Annotated in this window: 9 protein-coding genes; 2 read left to right on the top strand and 7 right to left on the bottom strand. The window is 39.1% G+C overall.

Going from position 1 to position 14,749, the window contains the following annotated elements; all coding sequences use genetic code 11:
- Positions 1-50: 50 nt before the first annotated feature.
- The 7 genes from KO02_RS03475 to KO02_RS03445 form a co-directional block, all read right to left on the bottom strand.
- Positions 51-2,726, bottom strand: coding sequence for a multicopper oxidase domain-containing protein (locus KO02_RS03475; protein ID WP_235212341.1), 2,676 nt, complete (start codon positions 2,724-2,726; stop codon positions 51-53).
- A gap of 195 nt (positions 2,727-2,921) precedes the next feature.
- Complete coding sequence (locus KO02_RS03470) at positions 2,922-3,491, bottom strand: DUF417 family protein (RefSeq protein ID WP_038695874.1); 570 nt, start codon at positions 3,489-3,491, stop codon at positions 2,922-2,924.
- 80 nt (positions 3,492-3,571) lie between these two features.
- Positions 3,572-4,390: a helix-turn-helix domain-containing protein gene (locus KO02_RS03465; RefSeq protein WP_038695872.1), complete on the bottom strand. Its 819-nt coding sequence runs from the start codon at positions 4,388-4,390 to the stop codon at positions 3,572-3,574.
- A 145-nt stretch (positions 4,391-4,535) separates the two neighbouring features.
- Positions 4,536-5,111, bottom strand: a complete 576-nt coding sequence (rdgB, locus tag KO02_RS03460) for an RdgB/HAM1 family non-canonical purine NTP pyrophosphatase (RefSeq protein WP_038695870.1) — start codon at positions 5,109-5,111, stop codon at positions 4,536-4,538.
- 65 nt (positions 5,112-5,176) lie between these two features.
- Positions 5,177-5,734 carry a hypothetical protein gene (locus KO02_RS03455; protein WP_038695867.1) on the bottom strand — a complete coding sequence of 186 codons (558 nt, stop codon included), beginning with the start codon at positions 5,732-5,734 and terminating at the stop codon, positions 5,177-5,179.
- Positions 5,735-5,741: 7 nt separating this feature from the next.
- Positions 5,742-6,722 (bottom strand): deoxyhypusine synthase family protein, encoded by a 981-nt coding sequence (locus tag KO02_RS03450; protein WP_038695865.1) that lies wholly within the window; start codon positions 6,720-6,722, stop codon positions 5,742-5,744.
- Between the two features lie 134 nt (positions 6,723-6,856).
- On the bottom strand, positions 6,857-7,954 hold the full coding sequence (locus tag KO02_RS03445; RefSeq protein ID WP_038695863.1) for a mandelate racemase/muconate lactonizing enzyme family protein: 1,098 nt from the start codon (positions 7,952-7,954) through the stop codon (positions 6,857-6,859).
- Positions 7,955-8,692: 738 nt separating this feature from the next.
- On the opposite strand from KO02_RS03445, the gene gltB reads away from it, so the two are divergent.
- Positions 8,693-13,207 carry a glutamate synthase large subunit gene (gltB, locus tag KO02_RS03440; protein WP_038695861.1) on the top strand — a complete coding sequence of 1,505 codons (4,515 nt, stop codon included), beginning with the start codon at positions 8,693-8,695 and terminating at the stop codon, positions 13,205-13,207.
- A gap of 15 nt (positions 13,208-13,222) precedes the next feature.
- Positions 13,223-14,680, top strand: coding sequence for a glutamate synthase subunit beta (locus KO02_RS03435; RefSeq protein WP_038695859.1), 1,458 nt, complete (start codon positions 13,223-13,225; stop codon positions 14,678-14,680).
- Positions 14,681-14,749 lie beyond the last annotated feature (69 nt).

Raw genomic sequence — 14,749 nt, 5'->3', positions numbered from 1 at the left:
ATGCGCAAATCCGACCTTTCTTATTCTTCCTACACAAGAAGGGTTATCGATTAATAAGTGAATACCAATCCAGCTCCGGCCCCCATATCACTATCGTAGTGTGCACCTAACGAAATATACTTCGTCATGATATATCGGGAACCAATAGTATATTCCTTATCCGTATTCACCATCCAATTCATACGTAAACGAGGAGTTAGCGGTATGTCTTCCCTGCCCAATTGAAAACGTAGTTTCCCATTTGTATCCACACGCATATCTGCAGTCACCAACCAAGGCAAGGTATAGGCGATACCGAATACAGGTACCCTTCGATTACTTCTATTTGCTTTTTGACCAAACATATTCCGCTCCGTGTTACCAAACAGATTCTTTTCATGGTCCGTTATTTTTTTATAGTGGTAATCAAAACCGACATAAGGCATTAAATATTGCATTTTACCAATAAAGCGTCCCACAGTCGTTTCACTTTCGTAACCATGCGTAGCTTTATAGCCTACATTCCACATCTGCGATACTTGCCAACGTGTATTAGCATAGGTAACCAATCCTTCTGTACCATTACTCTGCAGGCTACCTTCGCCTGATAAGGTAAACATCCTATCATCCATCTTAATCATGCGATAAGCTTCTTCAGGATTCGGAATCTCAGGGTTAGCTTCCGAATTCTCCATGTTGAATATCCGCCCCATACCGCTCATCATGTGGTACAGAATATGACAATGGAAAAACCAATCACCATCCTCCGTAGGCGCAAACTCCAAAGTCAGGGTTTCCATCGGCATGATATCGACTACATTTTTCAAAGGAGATCGCTCGCCATATTGATTGATTAATCTAAAATCATGTCCGTGAAGATGCATCGGATGACGCATCATCGAATTATTATACAGTTTTATACGCATATTTTCACCGCGTTTAATCAAAATTTTATCTGACTCCGAAACCGTCTTATTATTTATTGTCCATACATAACGGTTCATATTACCCGTCAGTTCAAAATCCAGCTCTTTCCATGTCCCAGCAGGTAAAGTCGTTTTCTCAACAGACTCAAGCATATTGTAGTTTAGGGTTACCAAATCACCCGCACCTTTGGTAGCATGATGATGCGATGATTCAGTCTGGTGAGATTGCTTCTTTAACTCCAATTGCATCCCACATTTCGGACAACTGCCTGGTTGATCAGCAACAACATCGGGATGCATAGGACATACGTATACTTTTTTTGCATGAGAACCACTGGAATCATCTTCTACATCCTTTTTCAACTCAGGATACATCACCGCATTCATATCGACCTGTTGCAAACTCATTTCATGACCCATGGGTTTCATATCCCCATTCATTTTCATCATGTCATTCATCATCTTCATTCCTTCAAAATAGGCCAACTTGGGCAATTTATCAGCAGGCATTTCCATACCAGACCCCAGCCATAATGAAGCATGATTCGTTCGGTCCTCTGCCGTCGCCAAGAACTCGTACTTCATGTTTTCAGGGATGGTAACCACAACATCGTATGTTTCAGAAGGAGCAATCAGCATTCTGTCCACCTCTACAGGAGTAACATCATTGGCATCATTGGCGATAACTTTCAATTTACCTCCAGAAAAACTCAACCAAAAATAGGTGGAAGCGCCACCATTTACAATCCTTAGTCGAACTTCATCACCCGCTTTAAATTGAGACAAATGCTGCGCTGGGGCACCATTTATTAAGAACTTCTCATAGTACACATCACTGACATCCATTGCAGTCATCCGCTTCCACTCATTCGTCAATTTCACTTTTAAACGTCCTGCTTTGATAGCCTCACTGTAACTCTGGGTCGCTTTCTTTTTGATAGCAAACCAGTCACTTCCCGCATGTAAACTCCGATTAATCTCATGTGGATTCATATCACTCCAATCACTCAAAACAACAGGTATTGTCGGAATATCAGGTTCCGTCCTTTTATTAAAAATCAGAGCTCCGTATAAGCCAATTTGCTCCTGTAAGGAATAGTGGCTATGATACCAAAATGTACCATCCTGCAACACTGGGAATTTATAGACATAAGTTGCATGAGGAGGTATCGGGTGCTGCGTTAAATGCGCAACACCATCCATACGGTTTGGGAGGAATATACCGTGCCAATGTATAGACGTAGGTTCATCACTTTTATTATGCACATAAATCAAAGCCGTATCGCCTACAGTAAATACCAACGGGGGTGCTGGAAGGCTTCCATTCACAGCAATAGCTTTCCGATTTTTACCAGTAAAGTTTACAATCGAGTCCGATACAAATAAATCATAACGAACAGTCTTTACTCCTTCCGTCCCAGCAGGCAGATGCAAACCTGCACGAGCCCCTGCTATCGTCTTGGTCTCGATATCCTTTTCTAGATTCGATAAAGTAAATGCTGGAATCCCCGAAGGGTCAGTGGTTGGTTTTGCAACTGGAATAGCAAAATTCTGAAAAATGGTATATTTGCTATTATTTCCTAAGTAAGGATTTTCACCCTGAGACTGATGATGCACGGTATCTTGTTTTTTTCCTTCCTTCTTTACAAGCGCCATACCACATTTAGGGCAGGCTCCAGGCTTATTAGAAGTTACATCAGGGTGCATCGGGCAAACATATAATGCTTCCGATTGACTTACTTCCTGATGATGATGCTGGGCAAATGTATGTGGAAAAGCAACAAATAAACCAACGACGAGTGTAATGTATTTTAATAACATAAAACCTATTTTAATGATTGTTTAACATGTTAAAAAACCGCTTAGACTGGGAACATTCAGAGAGCACAAATAGCTCTCCAAAAAAAAAGCTAAGCAGATTTTAAAATGTACATCACAAAAATAGTCTTTAGAAAAGCCTAAGGATTATACTATTTTAGGTTAAATTTATAGAATTTCCGATAGCTAATCAATGACTTAACGTTTCAACAATCGCTTAGCACCATCTGATGCAATAACCAGACCAGCAGCCATCATAATGATATCCTTTATAACCAATCGACCAGCACCCGACAGATAGGGGAACCCAAAATGAGGTGTAGGAAAATCACCACCCAAATTTGGAACAAACGTCTCTGGAGTCGTCAACAGGAAAGAAAGCGTTACCAATGACATTCCGAAAGTCAATATTCCACCAATCACCGCAATTTTCGGAAACCAAATCCCCAACAAAACACACAATCCAATCCCTAAGATTACAGTACCTAAACCATAAGAAAACAAATAGGTCCCATTTTCCTTATGCCAGTCTATATTTTTTTGAACAGTTTTACCTTCGGGATTTTTATATTGTTGGTATTCGGGAGCAGCTTTGGTATACAAAAAAGACATTGCAGGACTATTTGCAACAAATGGAACAATCCCATCAGCCTCGTATTGAAAAGCCTTTAAGCCCCCTATCCATGCCATTACAACAAAAATAGCGATACATAAAAAATTAATAAATTGATGTTGTAACTTGGCTAAAAAAGAAATAAATTCGTTCATAAGTATCTAAATTTAATGTACTTACAAAGTACCTATAAATAAACCAGATATTACATGGACAAATCCGTAAATTCAATAGATTATTTTGCTACAATAGAGATACCTACTCGATCTCGAAAGCCAGAAGGAGAAATTCCTACATTTTTTTTAAAATAGCGGCTAAAATAAAATTCATCTTCAAACTGTAGTTTAGCAGCAATTTCCTTAATAGACAAATACGTTAGATGCAACATTTTCTTTGCTTCAAGAACAACACGATCTTGTATCAATTGAGAAGGAGATTTACCCAATTCCTTTTTTACCCGCTTACTAAACGTGTCCAAAGCCAATGCAAGTTCTTGAGCATAAAAATGCACAGATTTCTCCTTCAAAAAATAAGATTCCAATAAATTCTGAAACTTCAGACCAACAGTCAATTCATCCTGACAAATCATTTGTTGACCAATTTGTGAAGATTTCGCTTTGCTACAAAGCGCCAAAATTAATTGCAAGTAAGCCTTCAGTACAGATTCCGAAAAACTATTCTTTAAAGATTGTTCATCATTGATCTTATCAAAAATCAACGATATTTCATCAAAGAGCATTTTAGACACGGTTACAAAAGGCTCTAAATAAATATTATTAAACAATAGTCCATTACAGGCTACCTCTTTCTTATGATACTCTATACAATAGAAATCACCATGAAATTCTAATTTTTTTATTAAAGACGCCCCTTTACCTTGCCATTGAAAATGTTGATAAGGAGAAAGAAAAACCAAAGAGTAACTTGGACTGATATAAGAAGTAAAATCAACGGAAAATTCCGAACAGTTCTCCAGCATCATAATTTGATAAAAAGGAGATTGAACATCACCTTCCAATACAGCAGACTCGAGATTTTGTATTTCGATTAGCATAATTTGTCCATGTGGTTTAGAATACCTAAGAATAATGCTAATGAAAGCACATTAAATTGTTGACCATACTATGGTGCCGTTAACTTAAAAAACTTTTATAAAACCAAGAAGGACGTAAAGTTTAAAATAGTAGATTTGAAACCCCTTACAATTTACCCAAGAATTCGGCTAATTTACTGACCGCTATAGCGCGATGGCTAATTTTATTTTTCTCCTCCGCAGTCATTTCTGCAAATGTTTTACTAAAACCATTCGGAATAAAAATAGGGTCGTAACCAAATCCGTCAGTACCTTTAAGTTCCATTATAATTTTCCCTTCAATACTTCCTTCAAAAAAATATTGTTGTTGATTCAAATAAAGAGAAATTACAGTCTTAAAACGAGCATTGCGATTTGATTCATGTGTTAATTTCTCCAACACCAAACTGATATTTTTTTGCATATCTCGAGTACCAGAGTAACGTGCTGAATAAACACCAGGCTCGCCGTTTAAGGCATCAATCTCTAGTCCAGAATCATCTCCAAAACAATTTAATCCGTATTTATTGACCAAGAAATCTGTTTTCTGCTTTGCATTTTCGTGAAAAGTAACCCCAGTCTCTGGGATATCATCATGGCAATCTATGTCCGCCAAAGATTTAAGCAGAAATTGCTCGCCCACAATAGCTTGCACCTCGCCCAATTTATGTGCATTATTAGTCGCAAAAATAAGTTCAATCATCTGAATAGGAATTTACCCAAATGTATAAATATATTAGAAAAATAGCTAATTATAGCGCAACAACGTTAGCGCTGATGCTGAATTAATGATTTAAACTCAGACCAAAAGGCTTTTTTCTTGGTCATATCTGCAAACATTTCTTCAAAACTATAAGTGTTGAAAACAGTAGCAATACGTCCATGCATATAAGAATTATGCGCGATGGCAGGCAATTTTAAAGATTCAGGTTCCACACCTAAAAGAATAATCTTTTGCGGCGTGAAAAATGTCATGATTCTTTTAAATTCATTTGGATTATGAGCATTAGCCAAATTAACGACCGCAACATCAGACGGTGTTAACTTCAAGGCACCAATCGTTTTAATAAAAGCATCCTCAGCCTCGGGAGAGAAATAAGGATAAGCAGGATATCTTAAGATAAAAAGTATTCCCTGCGCTTTATCACCTTGATAAATAAATTCCTCAACAGGTTCTGGATGAGCAGCAGCCTGTTGAGGAATTAAGGATGAAGATACAGACTCTTCTTGAACCAGCATAGCATCAACAGCATCAGAAGTCGCGAAAATAGTTTCGGTCATAAATGCTTGTAAAGCAATGGGATCAGAAGTCAGTAAATTCGACATATTTTTATTATTTACCCAAGATGTAAGAGAAAATCAAAGGAGCAACAATTGTTGCATCGGACTCAACCACAAATTTTGGTGTATCGATATCTAATTTACCCCAAGTGATTTTTTCATTTGGAACAGCACCAGAATAAGAACCATATGAAGTAGTTGAATCAGAAATCTGACAGAAGTAAGACCAGAAAGGTACACCTTCCCACTCTAAATCTTGGTACATCATCGGAACAACACAAATAGGGAAGTCACCAGAAATACCACCACCAATTTGGAAGAAACCAACACCCTTACCCGAAGAGTTTGCACGGTACCATTCCGTTAAATAAATCATATATTCAATACCCGATTTTACAGTATGAACATTCAATTTACCTTTTATCACATTGGAAGTAAAGATGTTACCCGTTGTAGAATCTTCCCATCCTGGACAGATAATTGGCAAATTTTTCTCTGCAGCAGCAACAATCCAAGAATTTTTAGGATCAATCTCGTAGTATTGTTCCAACACACCAGAATTAACCACTTGGTATAAAAATTCATGCGGTAAATAACGTTCACCTTTCGCTTCAGCAGCATGCCATACATCTTCCAAATGCTTTTGTAGACGACGGAAAGCTTCCTCTTCAGGAATACAAGTATCTGTTACGCGATTATAATGTTGATCTAATAATTCTTTTTCTTGCTCTGGTGTCAAGTCACGGTAATTAGGGACACGCTTATAGTGTGAGTGTGCCACTAAGTTCATCACATCCTCTTCCAGGTTTGCACCTGTACATGAAATGATTTGTACCTTATCTTGACGGATCATTTCAGCCAAAGAAATTCCCAATTCAGCAGTACTCATCGCACCACCTAAAGAAATTAACATTTTACCACCTTCCAATAGATGAGCCTCATAACCTTTAGCTGCATCCACCAATGCCGCAGCATTGAAGTGAAGGTAATTTTCCTCAATAAACTGAGAAATAGGACCTTTTTGTGTACTCATAATATTTTGCTACTTTTAATACAATAATAAGTGTCACAAAGGTACTGAATATTATTTATTTTAAATCCAGAGGACTAGCAAACAACACGCTCTGCTATCATTTTTTAACAAATGTTAAAAAATGATAGCAAGGACTAAATAATCCAAGACTCACAGGAATTCAAATACTCCTGTTCCATATCAGCCCCAATCCCTGGGTTATCTGAAATGCTTATCCGATAACCATTATACTGAATACCCCCAATAACAGGATCTGCCAAATGGCCGACCATACACGTATCCAAATCATAAAATTTCACAATTGGCACAGCATATGCAAAATGAACTTTAGCGGATAGTGCCAAACGACTTTCCAACATCCCTCCTATCATACATGGCATATTAAATTCAGATGCCACTGCAGCAATTTTCAATGCTTCATGAATACCTCCAGATTTTGAAAATTTGATATTCAAATAATCACAAGCATCAGCACGACAAAGGCGCTCAGCATCGTGATGCGAATAAACAGACTCATCGGCCATGATCAACACCGTGGTTTCTGTTCTAAGTTGAGGCAGCATATGATCTAAATAAGTGCGCATAGGCTGTTCGCAAAATTGAATCTTAAAGGGTTCCAAACCTTGCAAAACCTCCACCGCATCATGATAAGACCACCCTTGATTGGCATCTATACGAATAGGCATATCAAATCCAACAGCTTTTCGAATTTCACGAACACGTGCAATATCTGTTTTAGCTTCTTTTCCTAATTTTACTTTCAACATGACAGCACCAGCATCGTACAACAACTTGGCCTTAGCTGCCATTTCCTCTGGAGAACCAATACCTATAGTAATATCGGTGACTATTTCGCGAGGAGCACCTTTTAAGAATTGATATAAGGGTAATCCCGCATTTTTTGCAGCAATATCATATAAAGCCATATCAAATGCAGACTTTATGGTTGTGTTTCCAGCGATATATAGATCCAACTCGGCTAGACGTTCACTGATTTGTAAAGGGTCTTTTCCCTTCCATATTTTAGCAAAATCACGTGCTATGACGAGACAAGTATCCTGTGTTTCGCCAACAATCATCGGAAACGCCGAACATTCCCCAACGCCAAAAATACCGGCATCCGTATGGATACGAATAAAAGTATTCTGGGCAAAATCCATGGTTCCTGTTGCAATCACAAAAGGTTCCATTGGAATACTTAGTCGATATATTTCTATTTCAGTAATCTTCATGGTTAAACTGTCTTCTACTTCCTTCTATAAGGAAAATAATAAAAGCTAAGATATAGAAAGAATATCAAATATATAGAGCAGAAAAAACAAGTTGCAGAACTTATCCTATCCTGAAAATGTTCTTTTTTAAGAAAACAAAGAAATTATATCCACCTTTTAAGATCTGAATACACTGAACGACAATAAGCCTATAAAAGTCCACAGGAGTCCATAGAAGTGCATGAAAGTGCATACAATACTTAACAACTCTCTGAGAATGCTAGGACACTGATAGGACAATGCTTCGGGGCTTGTTCGACTTGCATTCGACTGCTGTTCAACTTGGGGTCGACAAAAAGACAAACAACAACCGAACAAACCCCGATAAACAACCGTACTTGGCTCCTACAAGTCCTATAGCAAGCTCGATTGTACGTCGAACACCAATCATGCGATCATAATAATAAGCTTTTGCTACGGCTTTTATCAGGACCAGTACTTAAGAAGGTGTAATATTTCACTATTTTTTTCCAATTGCAATAGACAATTTTTAAGACCACGGTTTAACCTATAACACCAAAATAACAGCGGCAGTACAATTGAAAAAAAATAAAATCCAAAAGCACAAGTAAATACAATATCTTTAATAAAAGCAGTATTAATTATAAATAACACAATTTAATGTAAAATAACTTATAATATCTATAATATTATAGTGATTTTATTCGTATATTAGCAAAGTAATAATTGAAAAGGAAGATGATTGAAAGTAACAAAAATCAGCAAGGTCTATACGACCCAAGCTTTGAACATGATGCCTGTGGGGTTGGTTTTGTAGCGCATATTAAAGGAATAAAATCACATAATCAGGTAAAAGATGCACTAACCATGTTAGAAAACATGGAACATCGCGGTGCTTGTGGCTGCGACCCAGAAAGTGGTGACGGAGCAGGTATTATGATCCAATTACCGCATGAGTTCCTATGGGAAGAGTGTATTAACCTCGGTATACAATTAAAAGAACCCGGATATTATGGGACTGGAATGGTTTTTCTTCCCAAAGAACCGGAAATGAATAAAATATGTAGAACAGTTATTCATGAAGCAGCAACTGAAAGAGAAATGAAGTTCCTTGGGTTTCGGGAAGTCCCAGTAAACAGAGCTGGCATAGGACCTACCGCATTAAGTGCAGAGCCCGAAATCGTTCAATTCTTTATCGACAGACCCGATACCATTCACAACACTGAAGAATTTGAACGCAAACTATTTGTCCTAAGACGCTTGATTATCCAAAAAATCAAACAGTACCAAGAATACCCACTCCCGCTTTACTTCGCTTCCTTATCTTGCAAAACAATTATATATAAAGGTCAACTAACCACCTATCAAGTTGGATCCTATTTCGAAGATCTCCGAGACCCACGAGTAATATCAGCATTCGGCTTAGTACACTCCAGATTTTCAACCAATACATTCCCTTCTTGGTCATTAGCACAACCATTTCGGATGTTAGCGCACAATGGTGAAATCAATACCTTAACAGGCAATCTCAATTGGTTCTATGCAGGCATGCGTGCACTATCGTCGCCCTACTTTACACCAGAAGAAATGGAAATCTTATTACCTGTGGTAGATTATGGGCAATCGGATTCGGCCTGCTTAGATAATGTTGCAGAACTCTTATTGCATAGTGGCCGAAGCCTTGCACACGTTATGTTGATGCTTGTACCCGAAGCATGGGATGGCAATACCCAGATGGACCCACTCAAAAGAGCATTTTATGAATATCATGCTACACTAATGGAACCTTGGGACGGTCCCGCAGCCCTTTGTTTCACAGATGGAAAATCGATCGGTGCTACCTTAGATCGCAATGGACTACGTCCCCTTCGCTATGCCATAACAGCTGACCATCGCGTTATTGTCGCTTCCGAGGCGGGCGCTCTTCCTATTGACGAATCCTTAATCATTAAAAAAGGAAGACAACAAGCTGGGAAAATTTTCTTGGTGGATATGGAGCAGGGGAAAATTTTATCCGATGAAGAAGTGAAAGGAGCATTAGTACGTCAACAACCTTATGGCAATTGGTTAGACAGTTACAAAATAAAATTAGCAGAATTAGCAGAACCACGAGTTACATACACCTACTTATCCAAAGAATCGGTTTTTAAATACCAACAGACATTCGGATATTCCCGAGAAGATCTCGAAACAATATTGACACCCATGGCAATCAATGGCTATGAGCCTACAGGGTCTATGGGATCCGATGTACCATTGGCCATTCTCTCGGATCACCCACAACATCTTTCAAGTTACTTTAAACAGTTTTTTGCACAAGTTACAAATCCTCCCATTGATCCTATTCGCGAAAGATTAGTGATGAGCTTAGCCACATTCATTGGAAATGCTGGGAACATATTGATTGAAGATAAAAAATTCTGTCATTGTGTAACTCTTGAACACCCCATCCTAACATCAAAAGAATTAGAGAAACTACGTTCCATTGATACAGGAGCTTTTCAAGCAAAAACCTTACAAGCATATTTCAGAGCAGATGGACAAAACGGTTCACTAGAAGCAGGTTTAGAGCGACTGTGCCGCTATGCAGATGATGCGGTAAAAGATGGATTCGAGGTATTGATCCTTTCTGACCGTGCAATCGACTCGCAACATGCACCAATCCCATCAATTTTAGCGGTATCAGCAGTACATCACCATCTCATTAAAACCGGTAATCGCGGAGCAGTTGGACTTGTTGTTGAAGCTGGAGATACTTGGGAAGTACATCACTTTGCATGTCTACTTGCCTTTGGTGCCACCGCAATAAACCCTTACATGGCCTTAGCAAGTATCCGTACCATGAAAGAACAAGGTAAATTGGATACCGAATTGACCTGGCCAGAACTTTCTAAAAACTACGTAAAAGCAGTTAATGCAGGACTCTTAAAAATATTCTCCAAAATGGGGATATCCACCCTACAATCTTATCATGGAGCACAAATATTTGAAGTACTAGGAATAGACAAAACCGTAGTTGATAAGTATTTTTGTGGAGCCGTATCACGTATTGGGGGTCTAAATCTCGATGATATTGCACAAGAAGTATTGACTAAACATTGGAGCAATTTCAAAGAAAGTAGAACCGTAAAAACATTACTTCCAGAAGGGGGTATATATCAGTGGAAACGTCGCGGCGAAGGACACCTTTGGAATCCAGAGACCGTACATTTACTACAACAAGCCTGTCGAAATGATGACTATTTAACCTATAAAAAATATGCTGAAAAAATAAACAATCAAAAAGAACAGCTATTTACATTACGAGGATTGTTGGATTTCGCAAAACATAGAACTGCCATTCCATTGGATCAGGTAGAATCTGCCAATGAGATCTTAAAACGTTTTGCAACTGGTGCGATGTCTTTTGGATCCATTTCGCATGAAGCGCATAGCACGTTAGCAATCGCGATGAACCGCATTGGAGCAAAGTCAAATACCGGAGAAGGAGGTGAAGATGAATTACGATACCAACCTTTACCCAATGGTGATTCTATGCGATCGGCAATCAAACAAGTGGCATCGGCACGTTTTGGCGTAACGTCTAATTATTTGACACAAGCAGATGAAATACAGATTAAGATGGCTCAAGGTGCCAAACCAGGAGAAGGCGGCCAGCTCCCGGGTCCTAAAGTCAACGAATGGATTGCTAAAACACGACATTCCACACCGGGTGTTGGGTTAATCTCCCCGCCCCCACATCATGATATCTATTCCATTGAAGATCTAGCCCAATTAATTTTTGATCTAAAAAATGCAAATCGGGCAGCACGTATCAATGTAAAGCTAGTTTCCAAAGCAGGTGTAGGTACCATAGCCGCTGGTGTAGCAAAGGCACATGCCGACGTCATCTTAATAGCAGGATTCGATGGCGGAACAGGCGCTTCTCCCATCAGTTCGACCAAACATGCTGGTTTACCTTGGGAACTGGGTCTAGCGGAGGCGCATCAAACTTTAGTTAAAAACAAACTAAGAAGCCGCATAGTATTGCAAGCAGATGGTCAAGTAAAAACAGGCCGTGATATTGTTGTAGCAACCTTATTAGGTGCTGAAGAATGGGGTGTCTCGACCGCAGCTCTTATTGCTGGGGGATGTATCATGATGCGTAAATGCCACTTAAACACCTGTCCTGTTGGCGTAGCGACGCAAGATCCTGAATTAAGGAAATTATTTACGGGAAAACCAGAAGACATTGTTAACCTATTTCGCTTCATGGCAGAGGAAATCCGCGAAACGATGGCTGAATTGGGATTCCGAACCATCAATGAAATGGTAGGAAAAGCTCAGTTCTTGAAAAAAAGAGAGAACATAGATCATTGGAAAGCCTCAAAGATAGATTTTTCAGGAATCCTATATGTCGAACCTAATGATTCCGATCAATCGCTATACAATACCGAAGAACAGGACCATGGTATGGGTATGATTTTAGATTGGGGATTGCTTACACAAGCAAAACAGGCTTTAGAAAACAAAACTCCTGTCTTTGGAACTTTCCTTGTCAAAAACACCGATCGTACTATTGGCACCTTGCTCTCGAATGAAATATCCAAAAAATATGGCTCAGTAGGGCTACCTGACAACACGATTAATTATAAATTCGAAGGGTCCGCAGGACAAAGCTTCGGAGCATTTTCGACCAAAGGATTATCTTTCGAACTGGAAGGTGAAGCAAACGATTACGTCGGAAAAGGGTTATCTGGAGCACAATTGGCCATTTACCCAAAAGCCGAAAGCATATTAGTACCTCATGAAAATATTATCATCGGCAATGTCGCCCTTTTTGGCGCCACATCAGGTCATCTTTTTATTAATGGACAAGCAGGTGAACGCTTTGCGGTCCGTAATTCTGGTGCTACGGCAGTCGTAGAGGGAGTTGGAGATCATGGTTGTGAGTATATGACAGGAGGTAGAGCACTTATATTAGGAGAGACAGGACGTAATTTTGGCGCCGGTATGAGCGGTGGTATCGCATGGGTATATAATCCATTAGGAACTTTTAGAGAAAACTGCAATACTGAAATGATTGACCTAGACCCATTAGAACAAGAAGATGAGATGGCGATCATTGCCCTTTTAAAAAGACACATTTCATTGACTAGTAGCATCATTGCACAAGATATACTCGAAAATTGGACAACGAAAAAGGTCAGTTTTATCAAGGTATTTCCAAAAGAATACAAACAGGTATTACGGACAAAATTAGTAGAAGCATAATCAGGAGGAAAAATCATGGGAAAAATAACAGGATTTAAAGAATACACGCGCGAGCTTCCACAAAAAGAACCGGTAGCAAGCAGGATACAAAATTATCAAGAATTTAACAAAGGCTATTCCGATAGCCAACTACATAAACAAGCAGCACGTTGCATGGACTGTGGTATACCATTTTGTCATTCAGGCTGTCCCTTAGGCAATGTTATTCCTGAATTTAACGATGCCGTATACGATGGAAAATGGGAGGATGCCTACAATATCCTTTCCTCAACAAATAACTTCCCTGAATTTACGGGACGAATTTGTCCAGCCCCCTGCGAGTCTGCCTGCGTTCTCGGCATTCATAGTTCACCTGTTGCCATTGAAGAGATTGAAAAGCATATTATCGAAATCGCCTTTAACAAAGGCTACGTAAAACCACATAAAAATTATATTAAAACGAATAAAAAAATCGCTATAATCGGTTCTGGCCCTGCAGGATTAGCAGCCGCAGCACAATTGAATAAGGCCGGACATGATGTGGTGGTGTTTGAACGCGATGATCAAGTAGGCGGTTTATTACGCTATGGTATCCCTGATTTTAAATTGGATAAAAAAATTATCGATAGACGAATTTCCATCATGCAAGCATCAGGTATCTTGTTTAAGGTAAATGCTGAAGTCGGAAAAAATATTCCTATCCACGAATTGCTGGCCTATGATGCTGTTATTATAGCCACAGGATCTACTGTGCCCTGGCAGCTCGATATCCCCGGAAAAGACTTAAAAGGTATTCATTTTGCAATGGATTTCTTAAAACAGCAAAATAAGAAAGTAAGTGGAATTGAAGATCATGAGTTTCAAATCATGACAACTGGTAAGCATGTTGTCGTTGTTGGTGATGGTGACACAGGGTCAGATTGCATCGGAACGGCCAATCGTCAACAAGCCAAAAGCATCAGACAGATCGCCCGCAAACCCATCCCTGCAAAACAAAGATTGAAAAACAACCCTTGGCCAATGGATAAAATCACGTTCAATACGACCTCTTCTCAAGAAGAGGGATGCGAGCGCCTCTGGGCAACAGAAACAAAAGCATTTATTGGTGATGAAAATGGGAATGTCAAAACTGTACAAATCATAGAAGTCGAATATGAAGTGGATGATTATGGACGAAAAACCCAGATAAGTAAATCCGAACCAAAAGAAATTCCGGCAGATTTGGTGCTACTAGCTGTTGGTTATCAACATACAGAACAACAATTACCAGAAAAATTAGGTGTTCAAGTCGATATCCATGGTCATATCATAGCAACAGATAAAGCCTTTAAAACCTCGGTCGATCATATTTTCACCGCCGGAGATTGTAGAAAAGGGCAATCATTAGTCGTATGGGCGATAGCAGAAGGTCGTGAATGCGCCCGAAAAGTCGATGAATTTCTCATGGGAGTATCCGAACTTGAAAGCAAAGAAATGATCCATCAATTCTCGTAAATACCAGTTATTAAAAATAAATAAGCCTCGTAAAGTATATTTACGAGGCTTATTCATTGAAGAAAATAT

Origin of the sequence: Sphingobacterium sp. ML3W (assembly GCF_000747525.1) — a bacterium.
Taxonomy (GTDB): domain Bacteria; phylum Bacteroidota; class Bacteroidia; order Sphingobacteriales; family Sphingobacteriaceae; genus Sphingobacterium.
This window is presented reverse-complemented; position numbering and strand designations above follow the sequence as displayed.

Coding starts and splice junctions, on each gene's coding strand:
- KO02_RS03470 (WP_038695874.1), bottom strand. CDS start 3,491: ATGAACGAATTTATTTCTTTTTTAGCCAAGTTACAACATCAATTTATT.
- KO02_RS03465 (WP_038695872.1), bottom strand. CDS start 4,390: ATGCTAATCGAAATACAAAATCTCGAGTCTGCTGTATTGGAAGGTGAT.
- KO02_RS03455 (WP_038695867.1), bottom strand. CDS start 5,734: ATGTCGAATTTACTGACTTCTGATCCCATTGCTTTACAAGCATTTATG.
- rdgB (WP_038695870.1), bottom strand. CDS start 5,111: ATGATTGAACTTATTTTTGCGACTAATAATGCACATAAATTGGGCGAG.
- KO02_RS03450 (WP_038695865.1), bottom strand. CDS start 6,722: ATGAGTACACAAAAAGGTCCTATTTCTCAGTTTATTGAGGAAAATTAC.
- KO02_RS03445 (WP_038695863.1), bottom strand. CDS start 7,954: ATGAAGATTACTGAAATAGAAATATATCGACTAAGTATTCCAATGGAA.
- KO02_RS03475 (WP_235212341.1), bottom strand. CDS start 2,726: ATGTTATTAAAATACATTACACTCGTCGTTGGTTTATTTGTTGCTTTT.
- gltB (WP_038695861.1), top strand. CDS start 8,693: ATGATTGAAAGTAACAAAAATCAGCAAGGTCTATACGACCCAAGCTTT.
- KO02_RS03435 (WP_038695859.1), top strand. CDS start 13,223: ATGGGAAAAATAACAGGATTTAAAGAATACACGCGCGAGCTTCCACAA.